This window comes from Pedobacter sp. MR22-3, from assembly GCF_026240075.1.
Lineage (GTDB): Bacteria > Bacteroidota > Bacteroidia > Sphingobacteriales > Sphingobacteriaceae > Pedobacter.
Genome location: NZ_JAPIVF010000006.1, coordinates 396,174 through 419,269, shown reverse-complemented (window position 1 = coordinate 419,269; position 23,096 = coordinate 396,174). Strand labels below are relative to the sequence as shown.

22 protein-coding genes are annotated in these 23,096 nt (G+C 37.8%); 10 read left to right on the top strand and 12 right to left on the bottom strand.

All coding sequences use genetic code 11. The features are described 5' to 3' along the window. Positions 1–30 precede the first annotated feature (30 nt). Together OQ267_RS17050 and OQ267_RS17045 are read right to left on the bottom strand one after the other, a co-directional pair. Complete coding sequence (locus OQ267_RS17050) at positions 31–975, bottom strand: phosphoribosylaminoimidazolesuccinocarboxamide synthase (protein WP_265818134.1); 945 nt, start codon at positions 973–975, stop codon at positions 31–33. 90 nt (positions 976–1,065) lie between these two features. Continuing rightward, a complete protein-coding gene (locus tag OQ267_RS17045) occupies positions 1,066–2,025 on the bottom strand; it encodes a PhoH family protein (protein ID WP_265837089.1) in 960 nt (319 codons plus the stop codon). A gap of 103 nt (positions 2,026–2,128) precedes the next feature. On the opposite strand from OQ267_RS17045, the gene OQ267_RS17040 reads away from it, so the two are divergent. After that, the gene (locus tag OQ267_RS17040) at positions 2,129–2,908 is read left to right on the top strand and encodes an SAM hydrolase/SAM-dependent halogenase family protein (protein ID WP_088301427.1); all 780 of its coding nucleotides are present in this window, start codon (positions 2,129–2,131) and stop codon (positions 2,906–2,908) included. A gap of 105 nt (positions 2,909–3,013) precedes the next feature. Next, positions 3,014–3,529 carry a hypothetical protein gene (locus tag OQ267_RS17035; RefSeq protein WP_265837088.1) on the top strand — a complete coding sequence of 172 codons (516 nt, stop codon included), beginning with the start codon at positions 3,014–3,016 and terminating at the stop codon, positions 3,527–3,529. Positions 3,530–3,722: 193 nt separating this feature from the next. On the opposite strand, the gene OQ267_RS17030 is transcribed toward OQ267_RS17035, so the two are convergent. The 8 genes from OQ267_RS17030 to OQ267_RS16995 form a co-directional block, all read right to left on the bottom strand. Continuing rightward, positions 3,723–4,673: a D-2-hydroxyacid dehydrogenase gene (locus OQ267_RS17030; protein ID WP_265818137.1), complete on the bottom strand. Its 951-nt coding sequence runs from the start codon at positions 4,671–4,673 to the stop codon at positions 3,723–3,725. Between the two features lie 60 nt (positions 4,674–4,733). Further along, positions 4,734–5,807 (bottom strand): 3-phosphoserine/phosphohydroxythreonine transaminase, encoded by a 1,074-nt coding sequence (gene serC / locus OQ267_RS17025; RefSeq protein ID WP_265837086.1) that lies wholly within the window; start codon positions 5,805–5,807, stop codon positions 4,734–4,736. Positions 5,808–6,223: 416 nt separating this feature from the next. Continuing rightward, a complete protein-coding gene (locus OQ267_RS17020; RefSeq protein ID WP_265837084.1) occupies positions 6,224–8,635 on the bottom strand; it encodes a TonB-dependent receptor in 2,412 nt (803 codons plus the stop codon). A 74-nt stretch (positions 8,636–8,709) separates the two neighbouring features. Further along, complete coding sequence (gene rpe, locus OQ267_RS17015) at positions 8,710–9,381, bottom strand: ribulose-phosphate 3-epimerase (RefSeq protein ID WP_265837279.1); 672 nt, start codon at positions 9,379–9,381, stop codon at positions 8,710–8,712. 247 nt (positions 9,382–9,628) lie between these two features. After that, positions 9,629–11,764, bottom strand: a complete 2,136-nt coding sequence (pnp, locus tag OQ267_RS17010; RefSeq protein WP_088301431.1) for a polyribonucleotide nucleotidyltransferase — start codon at positions 11,762–11,764, stop codon at positions 9,629–9,631. A 176-nt stretch (positions 11,765–11,940) separates the two neighbouring features. After that, entirely contained in the window at positions 11,941–12,225 is a 285-nt protein-coding gene (gene rpsO / locus OQ267_RS17005; RefSeq protein ID WP_029285581.1) for a 30S ribosomal protein S15, read from the bottom strand. A 287-nt stretch (positions 12,226–12,512) separates the two neighbouring features. After that, a complete protein-coding gene (locus OQ267_RS17000; RefSeq protein WP_265818142.1) occupies positions 12,513–12,989 on the bottom strand; it encodes a hypothetical protein in 477 nt (158 codons plus the stop codon). Positions 12,990–12,998: 9 nt separating this feature from the next. Further along, positions 12,999–13,202, bottom strand: a complete 204-nt coding sequence (locus OQ267_RS16995) for a hypothetical protein (protein ID WP_265837083.1) — start codon at positions 13,200–13,202, stop codon at positions 12,999–13,001. A gap of 82 nt (positions 13,203–13,284) precedes the next feature. Between OQ267_RS16995 and OQ267_RS16990 the strand changes: the two genes are divergently transcribed. From OQ267_RS16990 to OQ267_RS16965, 6 genes are all read left to right on the top strand, one after another. Next, positions 13,285–13,704, top strand: coding sequence for an acyl-CoA thioesterase (locus tag OQ267_RS16990; protein WP_265837082.1), 420 nt, complete (start codon positions 13,285–13,287; stop codon positions 13,702–13,704). A 335-nt stretch (positions 13,705–14,039) separates the two neighbouring features. Continuing rightward, positions 14,040–15,464, top strand: a complete 1,425-nt coding sequence (locus tag OQ267_RS16985) for an MATE family efflux transporter (protein ID WP_265837081.1) — start codon at positions 14,040–14,042, stop codon at positions 15,462–15,464. Positions 15,465–15,703: 239 nt separating this feature from the next. Beyond that, the gene (lepA, locus tag OQ267_RS16980) at positions 15,704–17,491 is read left to right on the top strand and encodes a translation elongation factor 4 (protein ID WP_088301437.1); all 1,788 of its coding nucleotides are present in this window, start codon (positions 15,704–15,706) and stop codon (positions 17,489–17,491) included. Between the two features lie 86 nt (positions 17,492–17,577). Next, entirely contained in the window at positions 17,578–18,459 is an 882-nt protein-coding gene (locus OQ267_RS16975) for a bifunctional 5,10-methylenetetrahydrofolate dehydrogenase/5,10-methenyltetrahydrofolate cyclohydrolase (protein WP_088301438.1), read from the top strand. A 147-nt stretch (positions 18,460–18,606) separates the two neighbouring features. Next, positions 18,607–18,756 carry a DUF6364 family protein gene (locus OQ267_RS16970; RefSeq protein WP_265837080.1) on the top strand — a complete coding sequence of 50 codons (150 nt, stop codon included), beginning with the start codon at positions 18,607–18,609 and terminating at the stop codon, positions 18,754–18,756. Between the two features lie 114 nt (positions 18,757–18,870). Beyond that, positions 18,871–19,128, top strand: coding sequence for a hypothetical protein (locus OQ267_RS16965; RefSeq protein WP_265837078.1), 258 nt, complete (start codon positions 18,871–18,873; stop codon positions 19,126–19,128). Between the two features lie 234 nt (positions 19,129–19,362). Here the strand turns inward: OQ267_RS16965 and OQ267_RS16960 are convergent, their stop codons facing one another. Beyond that, a complete protein-coding gene (locus tag OQ267_RS16960; protein ID WP_265837076.1) occupies positions 19,363–19,698 on the bottom strand; it encodes a Rieske (2Fe-2S) protein in 336 nt (111 codons plus the stop codon). A gap of 105 nt (positions 19,699–19,803) precedes the next feature. Here OQ267_RS16960 and OQ267_RS16955 point away from each other — a divergent pair, with 105 nt between their 5' ends. Together OQ267_RS16955 and OQ267_RS16950 are read left to right on the top strand one after the other, a co-directional pair. Further along, the gene (locus OQ267_RS16955; RefSeq protein WP_265837074.1) at positions 19,804–20,427 is read left to right on the top strand and encodes a 7-carboxy-7-deazaguanine synthase QueE; all 624 of its coding nucleotides are present in this window, start codon (positions 19,804–19,806) and stop codon (positions 20,425–20,427) included. Positions 20,428–20,464: 37 nt separating this feature from the next. Continuing rightward, entirely contained in the window at positions 20,465–22,351 is a 1,887-nt protein-coding gene (locus OQ267_RS16950) for an OmpA family protein (RefSeq protein ID WP_265837072.1), read from the top strand. A gap of 28 nt (positions 22,352–22,379) precedes the next feature. Here OQ267_RS16950 and OQ267_RS16945 read toward each other — a convergent pair whose 3' ends face one another. Further along, on the bottom strand, positions 22,380–23,096 hold the full coding sequence (locus tag OQ267_RS16945; protein ID WP_265837070.1) for a YqjF family protein: 717 nt from the start codon (positions 23,094–23,096) through the stop codon (positions 22,380–22,382).

Genomic DNA, 23,096 nt, shown 5'->3' with positions numbered 1-23,096 from the left:
GTTTTACTAAAGTATAAATTCCATCGATTTTTAGAGTGATTGCAAAGCCTTGATCACATTGGCTTCAATGCGACTGGAAATGGCATCGGCATCAGCTTTTATAAAAGACTCTCCAACAATCTGTTCATAGAGTTCGATATAACGCGCTGATATGGAATTAACTATATCTGGTGTCATTTCCGGAACAGCTTGCCCATCTTTACCCTGAAAACCATTTTCTATTAACCACTTTCTTACAAATTCTTTTGAAAGTTGTTTTTGTGGTTCATCAGCATTTTGACGTTCCTGATATCCATCTGCATAGAAATAGCGTGAAGAATCTGGCGTATGAATTTCATCTATTAGATAAATAACACCATCGGCCTTACCAAATTCATACTTCGTATCCACTAAAATCAATCCGCTTTTGGCTGCGATTTCAGTTCCCCTTTCATATAATGCGTAGGTATATTTCTCTAATTGTTCATAATCAGAGATGGACACAATTCCTTTGGCTAAAATATCTTCCTTTGAAATATCTTCATCATGCCCTACTGATGCTTTTGTCGTTGGCGTAATAATAGGCTGAGGTAGTTTATCGTTTTCTTTCAAACCATCAGGTAGTGAAACACCGCATACTGAACGTTTACCGGCACTGTACTCCCGCCAGGCATGACCAGCTAAATAACCTCTGATCACCATTTCAACTTTAAAGGGTTCACAAATGCGACCAATAGTCACCATTGGATCGGGAACATCTAAAACCCAGTTTGGAACAATATCCTCCGTAGCAGCTAAAAATTTAGCAGCGATTTGATTTAAAACCTGTCCCTTAAAAGGAATGGCTTCAGGCAAAACGACATCAAATGCAGAGATACGATCTGATACCACCATTACCATTAATCTATCGGCTATGGTATACACATCACGTACTTTACCTTTATAGAAATTACTTTGATCTGGAAAATTAAAACGGGTTTCTTTTAGTGCTTTCATGAGGGGATAAAAATAAGTAAAAAAGTCTAAAGTCGGAAAGTCTTTAGTCAAGAGTCAATTTAGACTATAGACTACCGACTCAGGACTCACCTACTGAATATCGCCGTAAGCTTTTAAGATATCTTTCACCAATTTATGGCGAACCACATCCTCTCCGCTTAAATAGATAATATCTATGCCTTTGATGTCTTCCAGGATTCTTAAGCCATTGAACAAGCCGGACATCTGTTTTTTAGGCAAATCTATCTGTGTCACATCACCTGTTACAATAAATTTAGCAGTTGGTCCCATACGTGTTAAAAACATTTTTAACTGCATATCCGTGGCATTCTGTGCCTCATCAAGAATTACAAAACAATTATCTAACGTACGACCACGCATAAATGCAAGGGGTGCAATTTCTATGGTTCGGTTTTCGATATAGAATTTCAACTTCTCTGCCGGAATCATATCATCCAGCGCATCGTAAAGCGGACGTAAATACGGATCAATTTTTTCTTTTAAATCGCCCGGTAAGAAACCGAGGTTCTCCCCTGCCTCTACGGCAGGGCGTGTTAATATAATGCGTTTAATCTCCTTATTCTTAAGCGCACGAACAGCCAATGCTACTGCGGTATACGTTTTACCCGTTCCTGCAGGACCAATCGCAAATAGGATGTCATTTTTAGCAATACTGCTTACCATTCTGCGCTGATTGGCCGTTCTGGCTTTCACTAAAAGACCGTTAGTACCAAAAACAATCACCTCTCCACCTCCGCCGGTTGGCTGTTCTGCATCTTTTTTTGCTACACCATTGGCCTTTGCGCCTAATATGGTTTCTACATCATTATTGGTTAGTGAACTATATTTTTCCAGGTGTGCCACCAGCTGACTGAATTTTTCTTCGAAGGCCTTAAGTTCCTGTTCATCACCGAGAACCTTAATTTCACTTCCTCTTGCCACCAGCTTTAACTTAGCGAAGGCACCTTTAATCATTTCGTAATTCTCATTATTTGCTCCCCAGAAGTGAGCAGGATTTACGGTATCCAGAGTTAATTTCAATTCGTTCAAACTATAGTATTTTAAAAAGTTATCGGGGTATATTAATTAAAATTTGAATATTTGCAGACGCTTAGGCCTCTACACAAGAATAAGCAATAATAATGAATTTTTAATGGGGATAATTACTTTAACAACAGATTTAGGTTCGAAAGATTTTTACCAGAGTGCCCTTAAAGGTAGCCTGCTAAGTCTTATGCCTAATGTTAATTTAGTTGATATTACCCATGAAGTTCCTGCTTTCAATATTTCATATGCAGCATTTGTTTTAAAGAATGCTTATCCATATTTCCCAAAGAACACTGTACATTTAATAGGGATTGATTCCGTTTACAGTGAAAACACTAAATACATTGCCATCAGGCACCGTGATCATTATTTTGTAGGGGCTGATAATGGTATCTTTTCTTTGCTTTTTGATGATATACCAGAGGATGTGGTAGAACTGAATATCATGCAGGATTTAAAATATCTTCATTTTCCCCTGGTTGATATTTTTGTTAAAGCGGCCACGCATCTGGCTAAAGGTGGCAGGTTAAAGGATATTGGTTTACCTGTAGCTCAAATTGAACAGAAAATGCTGCTTCACCCTGTAATTGAACGGGATATTATTCGTGGAAGTGTGGTTTACATTGATACATTCTGCAATGTAATTACCAATATCACAAAAGATCTTTTTACACGCATCCAGAAAAACCGTGATTTCACCTTATATTTTCGCAAGAGTGAAACCATTACACAATTGAGCTGGCATTATAATGAAGTGCAGGAAGGTGAAAAACTTTGCTTGTTCGGCATCAGTAATCATTTAGAAATTGCCATCAACAAAGGTAAAGCCAGTGGTTTATTGGGCCTGCACCTGGGCGATATTGTGAGGGTTGAGTTTCATTCTTAAAAAAAGCTAAGCTGAAAGCTGCACCTGATTTCATAATCTAATCCCACACTTTCTATCTTTCAGTGGCAAATAAAACAACTTCCACTATTTTCACGTTTATATCTCATGAAAAAATATTTTTATCTGCTTGTCGTCCTATCCGTAAGTTTTCAAACTTACGCCCAGCAGGATACCACGGCTTATGCTGCTCAACGGGTTAAAGTAAATGCTTTACTAGCAGAGCGAAGTGCAAAATTCGGACAATATGATGAGAGCTTAAACCAACGAACCGGAATATTTGGCTGGCAAACCAAAAAGGATATCAAAAATTCCAATGAAATTCTTCGTGAGGTGGTATTGACAGATAATAATATCTTTAAGGAATTAAAAGTATTAATGGAATATAAAGACCTGCAGAATCAACAAAAGGTTGCGGTTGCAGATCACTCTCAAGAAAGGATTGAGGGTTATATGAAAACCATTAAAAAGCTACAGGATCAGAATGAAATACTTCAAAAAGAATCGAATAAAAGTAATTACGGAATATCTACTTACATTATTATCCTGCTGATTCTAACCCTAGTATCTATGTTTTATTTTTATAATAAGAAGATTCAAAAATATGAAAAAGGCAATATTTAAAACTTTAGCAAAGATAAACAAGGTAGTTTTACCAAGTTTGTTTAAAAAAGATCCAAATAGGCTTACCACTTTTCAAAAAGCAATATTGGGTTATCGTTATTGGGTATTAACGAATGCTTTGGATTAATCAAAATATCATGTTAAGCCTGTCGAAACACAGTTGTCCTTCGACAGGCTCAGGATGAAAAATTTATTACTTCTTAAAATGCTCAATTATCAAAGTCGCCAATTCGGTACCGATACGTTCCTGCGCTTCATTGGTTGATGCACCAATATGCGGTGTTAAAGAAATTTTAGGATGTGTTAAAATCTCTGCCAAAGGTGTTGGTTCATTATTAAAAACATCTAAACCTGCAAAAGCAACTTTACCTGAGTTTAAAGCTTCAATCAGCGCCGGTTCATCAATAGTTCCTCCACGTGAACAATTTACTATCCCCACACCATTTTTCATTTTAGCAAACTCCTCTGCGCCCAAAATAGGTTGATCAGCAAAAGGCGTATGCAAACTAAAAAAATCACTTCCGGCAATTACTTCATCAAAAGAAACGGTTTGAATGGGAATGTTCACTGATTGCCCTCCCTGAAATTCCAAAGTTATTTCAGATGAAGAGGGATATAAATCATAGGCCAGTACTTTCATGCCTAATCCTAAAGCCACTTTAGCCGTTGCACGACCAATACGACCGAAACCAATGATCCCAATGGTTTTTCCACTTAGTTCAGTCCCTTTAGCATAAGCTTTTTTAAGATTATTAAATTCTGTAGAGCCATTAACTGGCATTTTACGGTTAGCATCCTGTAAGAACCTGATCCCCGTAAATAAATGAGAGAAAACCAATTCTGCTACTGACAATGATGAGGCAGCAGGTGTATTTACCACCGCAACACCCTGACTACGTGCGTATTCCACATCAATATTATCCATACCAACGCCTCCTCTACCAATCAATTTGATATTTGGAACGGCATCAATTAATTCTTTTCTGACTTTTGTGGCACTACGTACCGTAATGGCATCATAATTTTTTAAAGCTTCCGCCAACTGATCCTGTGGAATGGTTTCTGTATCTACCTGGAAACCTGCTTTTTCTAATAGTTCTTTACCGATAGGATCTATTCCATCGTTTGCTAGTATCTTAATCATTGTTATTTATGATTGCACAGATTACCAGGATTATACTGATAATCTGTGATTATAATTTAATTAATTTGCTTTCGCTTGTTTTTCTTCAAAAGTCTGCATGGCATCAATTAGGGCATGTACACTTGTAATAGGCAATGCATTGTACATTGATGCCCGGAAACCGCCAACGCTTCTGTGACCTTTAATACCTACAATGCCCTGTTCTTCTGCAAATTTCAGGAATGGTTTTTCCAATTCAGCATTTTCCATCACAAAACAAATATTCATCCTGGAACGGTCTTCAGCTGCACAAGTTCCTTTAAATAAAGGATTGCGGTCAATTTCCCTGTAAAGTGCCTCAGCTTTTTGCTTATTTTCTTTTTCAATTTCAGCTACACCACCTTTAGATTTTAACCAGCGAAGATTAAGCAAAGCCACGTAGATAGAGAAAACAGGAGGCGTATTATACATGGAATCATTATCAATATGAGACTGATAATTAAGCATTGATGGCACTTTGCGTCCTGTTTTACCTAAAATTTCATCTTTTACAATCGCGATAGTTAAACCTGCAGGACCAATATTTTTTTGCGCTCCGGCGTAAATTAAATCGAATTTTGAAACATCAATAACGCGGCTCATAATATCTGATGACATATCGCAAACCACGGGAACCTTCGTTTCAGGAACGTCGAAAAGCTCTGTTCCATAAATGGTGTTGTTAGAGGTATAATGGAAATAAGCACTATCAGCAGGGATTTCATAATCTTTCGGAATGAATGTATAGTTTGCATCTTTTGAGGAAGCCACAACATTTACATTTCCTACGAATTTAGCTTCCTTTAAGGCTTTAGTAGCCCAAACGCCCGAATCTAAATAACTGGCCGTTTGTCCATCACCCAATAAATTCATGGGAACCATTGCAAACTGCAAACTCGCGCCACCTTGTAAAAATAAAACGGAATAACCCGATGGCACGTTCAGTAACTCCTTCACCAATTTTCCAGCTTCAGCAACAACGGCCTCAAACTCGGTTGTTCTGTGTGAAATTTCTAAAATTGATAATCCATCGTTAAAATCTAAAACTGCCTGTGCAGCTTGTTTAAACACTTCTTGAGGTAAAATACAAGGGCCTGCGCCAAAATTATGCTTCATCTTATTATATAATGTTTTATGGCCGTAAATGTAAAATTTTTAAAGCAGTTATGTCCATAAAATCGTATCATAAAAAATTAAATATTGTTAAAAAATGTGGCCATATTGATGATTTTATTAACGTTTTTGCAATTATATAAAATGGTAAATAGTGGTGTATTAACAATTTGGAAAGGAAAGCAGTCTCAGTTGAGTTAAAGCAATCCCGCAATATGTGCTAATCTTTTACAAAGATTAGCACAGCTGACAAAAAAGCAACTTCAGCCTGCTAAAAACAGTTGTTTCATCGTTTGCCGGAGATTTTACTCAACATGAACTTAATTTAAAATTGCTACAAATAAAAGGTATTTCTGCTCCTTCTTTAAATTAATCAGATCCGATATTATCAGGATTTCTACAATATATAATGCTGTTTTTCAAGTTTTATTTTTCAGCTTCACAATCAACTTCAAATTAAACTGCCTTCCGGTTAAATAGTTCGGAATTGCATATTGTACATTATCAACATCATTCAACCACAGGTAAGATGCGGTATTGTTAATATTTAACATGTTAAAAATTTCAAAAAACAGGATCACCGAACTAAAATTCTGATCTAAAAATTTAGGCTTATGTATGGCAACATCATCTAGAAAATCTTTAGAAAAACCGATATCTAAACGCTTGTATGAGGGAATAAAAAATTTATCCAGATATTTTGGTGTTTGTGGCGGTCCGATGGGTAAACGCGAACCATACATTGCAGTTAAATGCACTTTATAGGTTGGGCTGTTTAATAATCGATCCTGGAAGAAAATGGAAAAATTCAGTCTTTGGTCGGTAGGGCGTTTCATATATCCGGGATAAATGATTTGTCCGTTCTGTATATAACGATCTCCGATAATATCTTCACTGGCCCGCATGACCGACATCCGGAAATAGGAAATTAAATCTTTTACAAATTCACCTCCAACACTAAAATCAGCACCATAAGCATATCCTTTTGATACTTCATTAGCCAAATACCTGATTCTTAAATTATCAATTTTATAAGGAATTAACCGATCCGAATACTTGAAGTATGCTTCGGAAGTAAACTTTAAACGAGCCCCAAAGGCATCAAATGCATAGTCATACCCAAGTGATGTATTATATGAACTTTGTGCTTTCTGGCTGGTATTCAGTTCCCCGGAAAAATCCCGGAGTGTACGGTATGAAGGTGGTTGCTTATATACACCTGCGGCAAACCTCAGGATTTTGTTGTTGGAATTTGGCCGGTAGGCGATTAACATTCTCGGGCTGATGATCAATTGACCGCTTAAGGTGTTGTATCCAGCACGGGTGCCTAACTGTAACTCTGCATAGTTTGAAAGAGAATAACTATCCTGAATATAAGCGCTATAATTTTTTATACTGATATTATTTTCTGCCTTAACTATATTATTGAAAGCCTTATTATTCGCGTTTAGCTGAATGATGCCTGATGAATCGGTATAACTGTATTCATTTAGTTGATCTTTATAATGCGACTGATCCAGCTTTAAACCCCAGGAAAATAAATGGTTATTAAAGTTTTGATCAACCTTAAGCTCAGTAGCAAAAATCTGCGTATTCAGGTTATTTTTTCCGTATTTATAATAAACTCCTGTGCTTTTATTCTGCTCCGAGTGATTAAAAAGTCCCTGGCCAGTTTTACCAAAAACATAGTTGCTCGTAATATCAAACTGTTCCCGCTCGATGGTATTAAAGTAACTATTTATTAACTTAATCACCAGATTGGGTTGTGGGGCATAGGTTGCCGTAACTGCGGTACCAAATGTCTGATAGTCATCAATTTCCTGGCCTGTATAATCCATATCCAGTCGAAGGGCTGTGTTCAACGTTCCAAACTGAGTTTCACGGTTGGTAGGTAAAAGTTTAAACTGGCCCAGATTTAAATTACCTAAAACACTGATGCTTAATTTTGGAGAAAACTCATATTGATACAGGAGTTGTACATCGGCAAAGTGAGGACTGTAACTCCCTTTTTCATCTTGCTTAGTCAGCACACTTGAATTATTTTTATACCGAAAACCTGCAAGGAAAAAACTCCGTTTAAAAATCCGTTTTGTTGCTAATGAGGTATTTAGAAAACTGGCGCTCAGAATGGTCTGGTTACTATCAGGCTTATCATACCTGATGTCCAAAACTGAAGAAAGTTTATCTCCATACCTGGCTTCAAATCCACCAGCAGAAAACTTAGCCTTACTTACCAGTTCGGCATGAATAGCGCTCAAGCCCTCCTGCTGCCCGTTACGAATTAAAACAGGCCTGTTAATTTCTATATCATTGATATATATTAAATTTTCATCAAAATTGCCCCCCCGCACACTGTATTGCGCACTTAATTCATTATTGGTAGAAACGCCCGGCAAAGTTTTTAATATCGTTTCAAAATTACCTGAAACCATTGGCATAGAAGTTACATCGGCGATATTGATGGTGGTTGTATTGCTGAGCTGATTTTGTTTGTTTGTGATATTTACCTGCTCCAACTCGTTAATATTAGCAAACAGGTTTATATCTTGTGTTAGCCGTACACCTGAATGTGTATTAAACTTTAAAACCTGTGGCAAATAGCCCAAGAGGGAATATTTAATACTAAATGATTCTGATTTTGAATAGACAGTATACTTGCCTGATTCGTCGGTAACTGTTGATTGCGTCTGTCCCAATACACTAACCGTAACCTGCGATAAAGGCAATTTACGCTCATTATAAACAACCCCTGAAACCCTTACTAAAGGCTGTGCAACTGCAATGCCGCAACAAGCCATTAACATTAAAAGAGTTAGCCTAATCTGGAGCATTTTTTAGTATCAAGATGAAATTATCAGGCATTAGAAATTTCGAGCGATCAACCTGACCAAAGCCAAAAGTATGCTTAAACGCTTAAACTATTTTGCGTCAGACTTTTCATTTTAGAAATGGTTTCCTTAGGATTATCTGTAGCAAAAATTGCATTTCCGGCCACGAAAGCATTAGCACCTGCTGATACTAATGTAGCAATATTTTGTAAACCTACGCCACCATCAACCTCAATAATTAAATCTTCGTTAATGCCTTGAATCAATTGTTTTAAATCACTGATTTTTTTGTAAGTATTATGGATAAATTGCTGTCCGCCAAAACCCGGGTTTACTGACATGATCAATACCAAATCCAGGTCTTCAATAACATCCTGCAACAAAGTAACCGGTGTATGGGGATTTAAAGCCACACCAGCCTTACAGCCCGATGCCTTTATCAATTGAATAGTTCGGTATAAATGTGTACAAGCCTCATAATGAACCGTTATCCGGTCTGCACCAGCAGCTGCAAATTCCTGTACATATTTATCTGGATCGACGATCATCAGATGAACATCTAAAGGTTTAGTTGCATGCTTTTTAACTGCAGCCATGACCGGAAAGCCGAAAGAAATATTTGGCACAAAAACACCATCCATTACATCCACATGAAACCAGTTGGCCTCACTTTGATTAATCATTTCGATATCACGTTGTAAATTGCCAAAATCTGCAGAAAGTATGGATGGGGCGATGATGTATTTCATTTCTTTTATATTTCCTTCATTGCGAGACACGGAGCAATCTTTTAAATTGTATGCTGGAAGATTGCTCCCTGCCACGCAATGACTATTTGTTAATACGATTTACTAAGATGCAAGTTACAAAAGAACTGTGAAAGTTTTTTAGCCCGAAAGATTGAAATTAACATTATATGAATAAAAAAGCCCTTTCAGTAAAACTGAAAGGGCTCATATATCTCCCAAAATCTGACTATAGACTTCGGACTTTTTGCTATGCTTGTGGCGCAGCTGGTTTCTCTGGTCTTGGCAATAAAACCTTACGGGAAAGTTTCATTTTACCTTGTTTATCGATATCCAATAACTTAACCTCGATCTTATCACCTTCTTTCAATACACCATCCATAGTCTCTAAACGCTCCCATGAAATTTCAGAGATGTGTAGTAACCCATCTTTACCTGGCATCACTTCAACGAAAGCACCAAATGGCATGATCGATTTTACTTTACCCTGGTAAACTTCACCAATTTCTGGTTTAGCCACGATGTTACGGATACGGGTAACAGCTGAATCGATAGCTGCTTTATTATCAGCAAAAATTTCTACGATTCCTTTACCATCAACTTCTTCGATAGAGATGGAAGCGCCGGTTTCGCGTTGCATTTCCTGAATGATTTTTCCTCCGGGGCCGATAATTGCACCGATAAATTCTTTCTCAATAGTTAAAGAAACGATACGTGGCGCATGTGGCTTATAATCTTCATTCGGCTGACTGATGGTTTTTTTCATCTCATTTAAGATGTGTAAACGACCTTCTTTAGCCTGCAATAAAGCTTTAGTTAAAACTTCATAAGATAAACCATTGATTTTCAAATCCATCTGACAAGCAACAATACCATTCTCAGTACCGGTTACTTTAAAGTCCATATCTCCCAAGTGATCTTCATCACCTAAAATATCAGAAAGGATGGCATATTTACCAGTTTTTTCATCAGTGATTAAACCCATTGCAATACCGGAAACCGGAGATTTGATTTTAATACCTGCATCCATCAATGCTAGTGTACCAGCACAAACAGTTGCCATTGATGATGAACCATTTGATTCTAAAATATCAGAAACGATACGGATGGTATATGGATTGGCATCACCCTGTGGCAATACTTTTTTCAATGAACGTTGCGCTAAGGCACCGTGACCAATTTCACGACGGCCAGCACCTCTGTTCGGTCTAACCTCACCTGTTGAGAAACCCGGGAAGTTATAGTGCAATAAGAATTTCTGGTAACCGTTGAAGAAAGCACCATCAATCATTTGCTCATCATCTTTACTACCTAAAGTAACTGATGTTAATGATTGGGTTTCGCCACGGGTAAACACCGCCGAACCGTGAGCAGCAGGTAAATAACCAACTTCACTCCAGATCGGACGAATTTCTGTCGTTTTACGACCGTCTAAACGAATGCCTTCATCTAATAACAGATTTCTAATCGCATCATACTGCACATCATGGTAATAATGTTTAGCCATTGCTTTGGTTAAATCTGCAGTATCTTCTGGCATCGCCTCGAAAAACTCATTGATAATCGCTGTAAAGCCAACTTTACGCTCATCTTTATTTGAACCGGATTTCGCTACTGCATAAACCTTATCATAAGTATCAGCAAAAACCTTAGCCCTTAAATCAGCATCATGGTCTTCATGGCTATATTCACGTTTTACAGTTTTACCTGTTGCTTCAGTTAATTCGACCTGAATCGCACATTGAACTTTAATGGCAGCATGTGCAAATTTTAAAGCTTCAACCATTTCATCTTCCTGAATTTCATCGCACTCACCTTCAACCATACCGATATCGTTTGCAGAACCTGCAACCATGAATTCTAATGTGGCACGTTCTAAATCACTTGCATATGGATTGATCACCAATTTGCCGTCAATTTTAGCTACACGTACTTCAGAAATCGGACCGTTAAAAGGAATATCTGATACAGCTAATGCAGCTGAAGCAGCTAAACCGGCTAAACAATCAGGAAGGATATTTTTATCAGCAGAAATTAATGAAATCATCACTTGTGTATCAGAGTGATAATCAGAAGGGAACATTGGGCGTAAAGCTCTGTCTACCAAACGGGAAATTAAAACCTCATAATCTGATAATCTTGCTTCACGGCGTAAAAATCCACCTGGAATGCGACCGGTAGCCGCATATTTTTCCTGATAATCAACTGATAATGGTAAGAAATCAGTTCCTGGTTTAGCACCAACAGTTGATACAACAGTTGCTAACAACATGGTATCGCCCATTTTCACTACTACCGAACCATCAGCTTGTTTGGCTAATTTACCAGTTTCAATTTCAATTGTTCTGCCATCGCCCAAATCGAACGATTTTTTTATTACATTCATTTAATTAGAATTGTGGTGTGTTTTCCTCTTTCTACACACCGTTGTTTATATATGTTTTTGTTTTTGCAAACGAAGATAAGATTAAAAAACCCTATCTATAATAAATCCCGTCAAAATATTTAACAGGAAAGTAAAAAAGCCATTCTAGAGAATGGCTTTTAATGATAAAATTACGCTTATTTTTGTTTAATGATATCACGAAGCGATAAAGCTTTGATGATAGCACGATAGCGCTCAATATCTTTTTTGTATAAGTAAGCCAAAATACCGCGGCGTTTACCTACCAATTTTTGAAGTGACAACTGGGTAGAGAAATCTTTACGATTTTTCTTTAAGTGTTCTGTTAAGTGCGCAATACGGTATGTAAACAACGCTACCTGACCTTCAGCAGAACCCGTGTTGGTTTCTACTTCGCCGTGTGTTTTGAAAATTTCGGCTTTCTTTTCTGAACTTAAATACATTCTTGAATAATATTAAAGTGTATAAAATTAATTAATAATGCCGCAAAGATAAAGATTTTTTTACATAGTAGCAAAGCATTGTTTAATTGCTGGATCGTTAAATCATTTCAAAAGTAACGCTATTTCTTAGTTTGTTACTTCAGTGCCACTCTCTCTGCAATATTTTTGCCTGTCTTAGTTCATTTGTCATATTTGCGAGGAGGAATTACGAAGCCATCTCATTCGGAAATTGCGGCAAAAGGATTTCCGCTAAATCGGGTTTAGAAAAATAAGGTTATGCAAAAAACTTAGTTTTTCTTATTAATACGCTCCAGTTCTAAAACATCTAATTGATCTTTCGGTCTATTCGTAGCGCGTTTGTTATCAAGGAGATGGTTATAATGAAGAAATCTGGCTTTGATCCCATTTATTTCATCCACAGTTGCCATTTGAAAATACTCATCAAAATTATCTTTATCCAATCCGGGAATATCTGTCATTAAATCTGCATACATCCCATCATCCATCATCACTTCGCAATACCCTGCAATAATCGGAACATCCAATAACATGTCGTATTTGCCATAACCCATTTTATCCAGTGCATAAATTAAGTTTTGCCTGTTTTCTTTTGTATCTTTTAAATATATATCCAGGTCTCCTGTAGTACGGTTATAACCATAACGGTTTACAGCAAAGCCACCTACAATTAAATAATGTAAATCAAACTGTTGAAAAGTTGCTAACAGCAAAAGCATTTCTGGGTTTTCTTTATCAAAAGCCATATACGGAAATTATCTGGCTGGCTTACGGATGACCAGGCCTTTGCCTTGAGGAGATTTTAAAGGCCTACCGCCATTCATAACCATTGAAATGTGATTGAGATGCAACACGCTAAGAAAACGTTGCTCCGGAGTATGACTTAAATAAACACTTTCACGCTCTTCCGCAATTATTTCGCGAGGAGTTGAAATATCATATAAAGTTAGCTTTCCCATTTCATATCAAAAATACGAAAAAGAAACTAATACTTTACATTGGAACGGTTATTTAATACTTTTGTACAAAACACTTTTACCCTTGGAAAAGAATCAATTCAGCATTTTCGAAAGCGAACTTCGCGTACGCCCTGACGACATAGACATGTTTAATCATGTACATAACAGCAAGTACCTGGATTATGTATTGGCAGCCCGTTATGAGCAAATGGAAAAGTTTTATGGAATGCCTTGGGAGCACTTCACTAAACATGGTTTAGGCTGGGTAGTGAGCCACGTAGACATTAACTTTAAACGCCCGCTTTTGATGAACGATTTAATGTTGATCAGAACAGGCATATTAACGATGCATGATAAAGGTTGTGCTGTTCAGTTCGAAATTATCAATAAAAAAACGGGCAAAGTTGCATCCGATGGAATTTTCGATTATGTCTTAATTGATTTAAACACCAGTCGCGGAACAAAAGTGACTGAAGAAATGATTAAAGCGTATAGTATTTAGTTGGGCGTCAGAAGACCGAGGTCCGAAGATTTAGTGTTTCACAAATATATCCTGAGCCTCAAACCTAATCCAGCATTCTCAACTCAATGATATAATTACATGTTTTCAGTGGTTCTTTGGCAATAAATTCATCAAACTACTAAAAATCAGTCAGTAAAATTTGACAGACAGGAAATTTATTTATCTTTGCCTTATCAAAAAGAACAGAACCATGATAGTATCTGCGATCCGTTTGAGATTTTAGTTAACCGAGGATTTCCCTCCCATTTAAAATTCACGAACATACGCTTAGCCGCGTTTCATTCATTTATTCATTACATTTTATATTATTACATATGTCACAGTCAATAAAGACACGGGGCAAACTATCTTCCTTTTTTGAGGTATTAGTACAATCCTTAAAGGGAAATGAAGTGGATCTAACCTCAATCAGTATAAAACGGGCAATTATTTTATTAGCCATTCCAATGATGCTGGAAATGGCCATGGAATCTATATTCGCTTTAGTTGATTTATATTTTGTAGGTCACCTGGAAAACAGCAGCCATGCTATACAAACAGTAGGCCTAACTGAATCCGTTCTGACCATCATTTATTCTTTAGCAATAGGTTTAAGCATGGCTGCTACAGCAGTAGTATCACGAAGAATCGGCGAGAAAAATCCGGAAGCTGCAGCTCAGGCCGGAATACAAACCATTATTATAGCGGTGGCTGTAAATATTTTAATCAGCATTGCCGGATTGATTTATGCAAGGGATATTCTTTTGCTCATGGGTGCATCTGCCGAAACTGCTGATCATGGTACAACTTTTATCCGCATCATGATGGGGGGAAGTATCATCATTGTTTTGTTGTTCTTAATCAATGGTATTTTCAGAGGTGCTGGAAATGCCGCCATCGCCATGCGCAGTTTATGGATCGCCAATATTGCCAACATCATCCTCTGCCCTGTTTTTATTAATGGATTTGGTCCTATTCCGGCGTTTGGATTAACAGGTGCAGCCATTGCCACAACCATTGGCCGTGGTTTAGGCGTAACCTATCAGGTATACCATTTATTCAATGGTAAAAACGCTTTGAAGATTAGAATCAGTCACTTCATTCCTGATTTCGAACAAATCAAGGCCATTGTAAAAATAGCTGCCCCTGCTATCTTCCAGTTTGTTATAGCAAGCTGCAGCTGGGTATTTTTAGCAGAATTAGTGGCCACAACTGGCGGAGATGAAGGATCAGCTGGCTATCAGACCGCACTGAGATTAATGATGTTTTTCTTATTACCAGCCTGGGGATTGAGTAATGCTGCCGCCACTTTAGTTGGCCAGAACCTGGGTGCTGGTCATATCGATCGCGCTGAAAAATCTGTTTATCAAACCATGAAATACATTCTGGTTTTTATGGCGGTGGTAAGTGTACTTTTCCTAACCTGCGGTCATTTATTCGCTGCGTTTTTCACATCAGATGAAAAGGTTATTGATATGGCCAGCAGGGCACTAAGGATTTTAAGTATCGGTTTTGTTATATATGGGATGGGAATGGTGCTGACCAGTGCTTTCAATGGTGCAGGCGATACCTGGACACCTACTAAAATTAATATTTTTGCATTCTGGCTGTTCCAGATTCCGTTTGCATACTTCCTCGCTAAATACCTGGATATGGGGCCAACAGGTGTTTTTATAGCCATCCCCACCGCTGAAATTGGTATTGCAATTGCCGCTTTTATTCTATTCAAAAAAGGTAAATGGAAGAAAACGATGGTATAAAATCAACTTAACCACCAATAAAACCAGCCACCGAAACACGGATTGCTCAGAAAACAAAAAAAGGATTACTGCTCTGAGCTACATAAACCTGATGAAGTATATTGCGTTTTTTTCATCAGGAGCAGCAAAAAGCAGGACGACCTTCACTTAAAACTACTGAATTTGCTTTTCAAATATTTAAAAAACCAGCCATTTTTCCATCTTACAAATTCCATTAAAAACTATATCTTTGCGCAAAGATGAAGCATATACGTAATTTTTGCATTATTGCACATATCGACCATGGTAAGAGTACTTTGGCTGATAGGTTATTAGAATATACAGCGACGATTTCGCAGCGTGAAGCGCAGGCGCAATTGCTCGACAATATGGATTTGGAGCGCGAGCGGGGCATTACGATTAAAAGTCATGCCATACAAATGAATTATAAAGTTGGAGATATTGAATATAACTTCAACCTGATTGATACCCCCGGACATGTCGATTTTTCGTATGAAGTTTCGCGTTCAATTGCAGCATGCGAAGGTGCTTTGCTTATTGTTGATGCTTCTCAGGGTATTCAGGCACAAACCATTTCGAACCTATACCTGGCTTTAGAGCATGACCTTGAAATCATCCCGATTTTAAATAAAATGGATTTACCAGGTGCCATGCCAGAAGAAGTTAAAGACCAGATTATTGATTTAATTGGTTGTAAACGTGAGGATATTATTCCCGCATCCGGCAAAACTGGTATGGGTATTCCTGATATTATTCAAGCCATTGTAGACCGGGTTCCAGCACCTGTCGGTGATCCGGAAGCACCGCTCCAAGCATTGATTTTCGATTCTGTTTTTAATTCATTCAGAGGGATTATCGCCTATTACAAAGTAGTTAACGGTGAGATTAAAAAAGGAGATAAAGTAAAATTTATTAATACAGGCAAGGAATACCTGGCTGATGAAGTGGGTATTTTAAAACTGGATATGGCGCCACGTAACGTGGTCAAAACAGGCGATGTGGGTTATATTATCTCAGGAATCAAAGAAGCCCGTGAAGTGAAGGTTGGAGATACCATTACCACTGTTGCAAGACCATCATTAGATGCTATTCAGGGTTTTGAAGAGGTTAAACCAATGGTTTTTGCGGGTATTTATCCTGTTGACACTGATGAATTTGAAGAACTTCGCGAAGCGATGCACAAGTTACAGTTGAATGATGCCTCTATTGTTTTCGAACCGGAAAGTTCAGCAGCTTTAGGCTTTGGTTTCCGTTGTGGATTCCTGGGCATGCTGCACATGGAGATTATCCAGGAACGTTTGGAGCGTGAATTCGATATGACCGTAATCACTACGGTTCCTAACGTATCTTACATCGCGCACACCACTAAAGGCGATGAAATTATTGTTAACAACCCCTCCGACTTACCAGATCCAAGTAAACTGGATTCGGTTGAAGAACCTTATATCAAAGCCAATATCATTACCAAAGCTGAATTTGTAGGGCCTGTAATGTCGCTTTGTATACAGAAACGTGGTATTATCGTGAACCAGTCTTACCTGACATCTGATCGGGTAGAGCTTATTTTTGAGATGCCAATGGGTGAGATTGTATTCGATTTCTATGATAAACTGAAAACAATTTCTAAAGGTTATGCTTCTTTCGACTACCACCAGACCGGTTACCGTAAATCAGATTTGGTTCGTTTAGATATGTTATTGAATGATGAACCAGTTGACGCTTTATCATCTTTGATCCACCGCAGTAATGCTTACGATTTCGGAAAGAAAATCTGCGAGAAACTGAGAGAATTAATTCCCCGTCAGCAGTTTGAAATTAAAATTCAGGCATCTATCGGTGCTAAAGTAATCGCACGCGAAACGCTTAGTGCTTTGCGTAAAGATGTAACTGCTAAATGTTATGGTGGCGATATTTCACGTAAACGTAAGTTGTTAGAAAAACAGAAAAAAGGTAAAAAACGCATGCGCCAGGTTGGAAATGTAGAAATTCCACAAACAGCGTTTATGGCAGTTTTGAAATTGGATTAAAATAGATTGGAGATATTAGATTTGAGATTGGAGATGATAACCGTCTAATCTCAAACCTAATATCCAATGTCTCACATCTCATAAGAATGAAATTATTAGACGGTAAATACGTATCAGAAAAAGTTAAAGTTCAGATTGCAGAAGAGGCTGCAGAATTTTTAAATAAAAGCGGACGCAAACCTCATTTGGTCGCTATCTTAGTTGGTAACGACGGTGGAAGCGAGACCTATGTAGCTAGTAAGATGAAAAACTGTGAAAAGGTAGGTTTTAAATCTTCACTACACCGATACGATACCTCGGTGACAGAAGCTGAATTGCTAGCAAAAATTGAAGAAATTAATCAGGATGAGGATGTGGACGGGTTAATTGTTCAGTTACCTTTACCAAAGCATATAGACCCTGAAAAAGTTACCGAAAAAATTGACCATAGAAAAGATGTGGATGGCTTCCATCCTGTTAATCTGGGTAGAATGATGCGTAATTTACCGTGCTTTATCCCGGCAACGCCTTATGGCATTTTATTGATGCTGCAGGAATATAATATTGACACCACCGGGATGCATTGCGTTGTGGTCGGTAGAAGTAATATTGTAGGCAGTCCGATGAGTATTTTAATGGCGCGTAATGCTAATCCAGGAAATTGCACCGTAACACTCACACACTCCCGTACAAAAGATTTGAAGGAGCAGGTTTTGCAGGCAGATATCATCATTGCAGCAATTGGTAAAAAGAACTTCATCACAGCTGATATGGTGAAACCAGGTGCAATTATTATTGATGTGGGTATCAACCGTGAAACGTCTACAGAAACAAAATCAGGCTTTAAGCTTTATGGTGATGTTGATTTTGAAAATATAGCGCCGATTTCATCTTACATCACGCCTGTTCCAGGTGGCGTTGGTTTAATGACAATTGTTGGCTTACTGAAAAATACACTCGCCTCAGCAAGGAAAGAAATCTATAACTAGGTAGAGGCTATAAAGATTGAGGGCGTAAGGTAAAATCTCATCATTATAAAATCACAAAGGCAATTCAAACATTTGAGTTGCTTTTTTTACGTGTAAATACTTTTTATTATACGTAAAGCAATTATATTTATTCGTAAACATGATGTTATGGATTCGAAACTTACCTTAAGCTTTAACCGGGATGTGGTTACAAAAGCTAAAAAATATGCTGCTGATCATAACATTAGCTTATCCCGCTTAATTGAGCATTTACTAATGCAAGTTACATCCGGTGATTATAAATCCCTTGAAGATTAGCCCATTTCTGATTGGGTAAGTATGGTTGCAGAGGGAGAAGTAGAATACAAAAAAACAGTAAAAGCTAGCAGAAAGGCCTCAAAAGATGAATTCTTTTCTTCTAAAAAGTAGTTGATGAAGATATTTTTAGCTGCAAATGTGCTTACTTCCGTTTTAAATAAAGAATACCCGCTTTTTACATGTTCTTCGAGGATTTTAAGTTTGGCATCACATCCAAAATTTGAAGTTTACACTTCGCCGCTTTGTTTGGCAATTGCTTTTTACTTTGCTGAGAAGAAACATAAACCTCAATTGGCGAAGCAGAAAATCGATTTACTCTGTCAGCATATTAAAATTGCAGGAAATATATCAAAAGGTGTTTTTGATACATGATCAAATAAATCCATCCACGATGTTGAAGATGGCCTGGAATATTATGCAGCGGAAGCAGTTGGTTGCACCTGCATCATTACAGAGGATATTAAAGATTTTTATTTGCAGAACTGGAAATTTTAAATTGCCAGGAGTTTTTTAAAAAACATTTGCGGTAGGAACAAAGGTAAATGAGCAAAGATCAAGGATTCAAACCAACCCTTCTCTTTTATTTGCTCCTTGTTCTTTTATTTATCAATCCCAAAGCTTACTCCACCAACTCTCCTCAAAACCAATATATAATCCATCTTCCCGAAGCTCTGTTGGATAAAGATTAATGTAATCTCCTTGCCCTTCTGCTCCTCTTCCACTTTCTAAATCATATTCATAGCGATGAATCGGACAAATCAGCTGACCATTTTTGCACCAGCCACCAGAAAAATGACCACCGGCATGCGGACAATGAGATTGTGTCGCTGTAATTTTATCATCATTATTAATGATACAAAGCTGTTTTCCATTGACTTCAACAGTTATAATTGAATCAATAGCAGGAATTTGAACTTTATTCAACGCTTTAAACCACTTCATTGACCTAAAATAAGAATTTAAATATCAGTGTTATTTCATCTTTGCATTAATTTTTAGATGAGGAACATTTCCACCATATTTTTTAGGATATTTGCATCCTCAAAAATGAAACAACAGATACCAGAAGACGGCACATTACTTCCTTTAATGGAAGAGTTCTACACGATACAAGGCGAGGGATTTAATACTGGCAAAGCGGCCTATTTCATTCGCCTGGGTGGCTGCGATGTGGGCTGCCATTGGTGTGATGTGAAAGAAAGCTGGGATGCCGAAATGCACCCGTTAACACCTGCTGATGTGATTGTTGAACATGCAGACAAGTTTCCAGGGAAGGCGGTGGTTATTACGGGTGGTGAACCGTTAATTTATAACCTGGATTATTTAACTAACAAGCTAAAAGAAAGAGGCATTTTAACTTTTATCGAAACTTCTGGTGCTTACCCCCTTTCCGGAAACTGGGATTGGATTTGTTTATCGCCAAAGAAATTTAAAGCCCCTCGACCAGATATCACCCCTTTTGCGCACGAATTAAAAGTTATCGTTTTTAATAAAAGTGACTTCAAATGGGCTGAAGAATATGCGGCAATGGTATCTCCAACCTGCAAATTATACCTGCAGCCGGAGTGGTCGAAATCAAAAGAAATTACCCCATTGATTATTGAATACGTAATGGCTAATCCAAAATGGGAAATTTCACTTCAAACGCATAAATTTTTAAATATCCCTTAAAAAGCAATACATTAGCTTAATAACCAATATGTTGTTTATGAGGCTTTACTTTACCCTTCTTTTCATTGCTATTAGTCTCCGTGTTTTTTCTCAGGCTTCAAATCATAAAAAAGCACAGCAATTATTTGAAAATGCTGGTATGTTTATTGAAAAATCGGATTATGCTGAAGCAGAACGGGTACTTAAAAGTGCTGTAGATGCTGACCCATTATTTCAGGAAGCTTATATTCTTCTGGCCAATGTGCAGAAACTGCAAAAAAAATATGTGGAAGCAAAAGCGGCTTACCAAAAGTCGGTTTTAATTCATAAAAACGTCGCTCCGGCAGTAATTTACAGCCTTGCTGAAACTGAATTTGCAACACAGGAATTTGAACAGGCGAAAATACATTTCAATGCTTTTTTAATGTTGGATGCTTCTTCAGATAGGGCAAAAAAAGCGAGAAAATACCTGCTTGACTGTGATTTTGCTTCCTTAGCCATTAAAAAACCTGTAAACTTTGTTCCTGCCAATCTGGGTCAGGGGGTAAATACGAATAATGCTGAATATTTTCCTGCATTAACGGCAGACGGAGAAACATTAATTTTTACAAGACAAATAGGCGGCAATGAAGACTTCTGGACTTCGCAGTTTAAAAATCATACATGGAATGAAGCAGTACCATTATCTCCTAAAATTAATACTTTAAAGTATAATGAGGGCGCACAGACCATATCTCCCGATGGAAAATATTTGTTCTTTACAGGCTGTAACCGCCCAGATGGATTAGGCCGCTGTGATATTTACGTCTCCCATCGGGAAGGAAACGATTGGGGCGAACCATACAATTTGGGAAAGCCTGTTAACTCAGAATATTGGGAATCACAACCTGCCATCAGTCCGGATGGAAAAACACTGTACTTTATCAGTAATCGCCCTGGTGGGTCGGGCGGATATGACATCTGGAAATGCAACATTACTGATGAAGCAAAATGGGGACCTGCTATTAATCTGGGACCAAGCATCAATACACCTGCTGACGAAAACACACCATTTTTGCACGCGGATGGCCGGACACTATACTTTTCATCAGATGGCTGGCCGGGCTTTGGCCATAAAGATATCTTCTACAGCAGGATGAATGAACAGGGACGGTTTGAAAAGCCTGTTAATATGGGGTATCCGATTAATTCATTCGAAGATGAAAATGGACTTATTGTAAGTGCAGACGGCAGTTTTGGCATGTTTTCTTCTAATTTAAGCAATGGTTTCGGCCTTCAGGATATTTATCGTTTCGGAATTCCGGAAACTGCAAAACCCCTGAAAGTTTCTTATGTTAAAGGAATTGTAAGAGATAAGGACACCAAGAAAACAATTGAAAGCAATGTTCAGGTAATTGACCTGAAAACTAACCGCGCTGTTTTTGATGATGATACAGATCCCGAAACAGGTCAGTTTTTAGCCGTAATGCCTGTTGGGAGCAATTACCTTTTTAACGTAAATGCAGAAGGCTATCTGTTTTATTCAGAAAATTTTGAGTTAAAGCAAGGTGATATGAGCAAACCTTATGAGGTTGAAGTTTACATCGAAAAAATTAAACCTGGAGGAAACGTTACGCTGAAAAATATCTTCTTCGATACAAACAAATATAATCTCCTACCAGCATCCATACGCGAATTGAATTTATTGATTGATTTCCTACAGCAAAACGCAAGTGTTCACATCGAAATCCAGGGGCATACGGATAATGTTGGCGATAGTAAATTAAACGAAAAACTATCCTTTGACCGGGCAAATGCTGTATATAATTACCTGATTAAGAATGACATTGGAGCTGATCGCCTCACTTTTAAAGGTTTTGGGGCTGACAAACCGCTTCAGGATAATAAAACGGAAATGGGTAGGAAAAGCAATCGACGTACTTCTTTTTTAATTACCAAAATTTAAATGAAACAGGTGTCATCAGGCATTCCGATTAAAATTTCTTTCCTTTCATGACCCTGATTTCAGATCCTTCTGCCAGCATCACTGAATTCGGTTCGGCATCATTTAGAAAAGCAAAATCCTCACCGTAATTTGCCTTAAAATCTACATTTATAGCATAATGTTTAACCGGGTAAACTTCCCAGCGGGGATGTTCCACGCCATATTCAGAAGTTTTATCCGGACCAATTTTGGTATAACCCCAATAGTGTTCAGTAATAAATTCTTCTTCACTACCCATCAGGATATCTACTGTTTTTGAAGATGCTGTAATGGAGAAACTATTCCATTTTTTAGCCTTCCAGAGGTACTCCACCTGAAGCTGATTTTCTTTGGCTGTCCAAACATGCTTCATAGGCAGAGTTTGATAATTTTCCTTGTAAAGGGTATTCGCAACAAAAGTAATGGCGGGCAAGGGAACAATTTCCTTGATAAAAACGACACCCCGTTTCCATTCATTACCATCTTTAAACTTGACGTAAAATCTCAGATTAACTTCTTCAAAATTGGTATGAAAAGGAATATTTAATCCACGCAATTTTACGTCTACAAACATAAAACCTACCAGGCTAACATAGAATTTTCCCTGCCAGTCATCCAGTAGAGTATTTGGTGGCAGGTATTTTTCAAGAATCGCCTGATCTACCTCATACTGTGCTAAAGCAAGCTTTCTCCATTCTGCAGTAAGGAATACTTTAGATTTACTCAA

Bases quoted from the DNA above. Each gene is read 5' to 3' on its own strand.
- OQ267_RS17020 (WP_265837084.1), bottom strand. From the start codon at position 8,635: ATGCTCCAGATTAGGCTAACTCTTTTAATGTTAATGGCTTGTTGCGGC.
- rpsO (WP_029285581.1), bottom strand. From the start codon at position 12,225: ATGTATTTAAGTTCAGAAAAGAAAGCCGAAATTTTCAAAACACACGGC.
- pnp (WP_088301431.1), bottom strand. From the start codon at position 11,764: ATGAATGTAATAAAAAAATCGTTCGATTTGGGCGATGGCAGAACAATT.
- OQ267_RS17050 (WP_265818134.1), bottom strand. From the start codon at position 975: ATGAAAGCACTAAAAGAAACCCGTTTTAATTTTCCAGATCAAAGTAAT.
- OQ267_RS16995 (WP_265837083.1), bottom strand. From the start codon at position 13,202: ATGGGAAAGCTAACTTTATATGATATTTCAACTCCTCGCGAAATAATT.
- rpe (WP_265837279.1), bottom strand. From the start codon at position 9,381: ATGAAATACATCATCGCCCCATCCATACTTTCTGCAGATTTTGGCAAT.
- OQ267_RS17030 (WP_265818137.1), bottom strand. From the start codon at position 4,673: ATGATTAAGATACTAGCAAACGATGGAATAGATCCTATCGGTAAAGAA.
- OQ267_RS16960 (WP_265837076.1), bottom strand. From the start codon at position 19,698: ATGAAGTGGTTTAAAGCGTTGAATAAAGTTCAAATTCCTGCTATTGAT.
- OQ267_RS17035 (WP_265837088.1), top strand. From the start codon at position 3,014: ATGAAAAAATATTTTTATCTGCTTGTCGTCCTATCCGTAAGTTTTCAA.
- OQ267_RS16985 (WP_265837081.1), top strand. From the start codon at position 14,040: ATGTCACAGTCAATAAAGACACGGGGCAAACTATCTTCCTTTTTTGAG.
- OQ267_RS17040 (WP_088301427.1), top strand. From the start codon at position 2,129: ATGGGGATAATTACTTTAACAACAGATTTAGGTTCGAAAGATTTTTAC.
- OQ267_RS16950 (WP_265837072.1), top strand. From the start codon at position 20,465: ATGAGGCTTTACTTTACCCTTCTTTTCATTGCTATTAGTCTCCGTGTT.
- serC (WP_265837086.1), bottom strand. From the start codon at position 5,807: ATGAAGCATAATTTTGGCGCAGGCCCTTGTATTTTACCTCAAGAAGTG.
- lepA (WP_088301437.1), top strand. From the start codon at position 15,704: ATGAAGCATATACGTAATTTTTGCATTATTGCACATATCGACCATGGT.
- OQ267_RS16975 (WP_088301438.1), top strand. From the start codon at position 17,578: ATGAAATTATTAGACGGTAAATACGTATCAGAAAAAGTTAAAGTTCAG.
- OQ267_RS16955 (WP_265837074.1), top strand. From the start codon at position 19,804: ATGAAACAACAGATACCAGAAGACGGCACATTACTTCCTTTAATGGAA.
- OQ267_RS17000 (WP_265818142.1), bottom strand. From the start codon at position 12,989: ATGGCTTTTGATAAAGAAAACCCAGAAATGCTTTTGCTGTTAGCAACT.
- OQ267_RS16965 (WP_265837078.1), top strand. From the start codon at position 18,871: ATGAAGATATTTTTAGCTGCAAATGTGCTTACTTCCGTTTTAAATAAA.
- OQ267_RS16970 (WP_265837080.1), top strand. From the start codon at position 18,607: ATGGATTCGAAACTTACCTTAAGCTTTAACCGGGATGTGGTTACAAAA.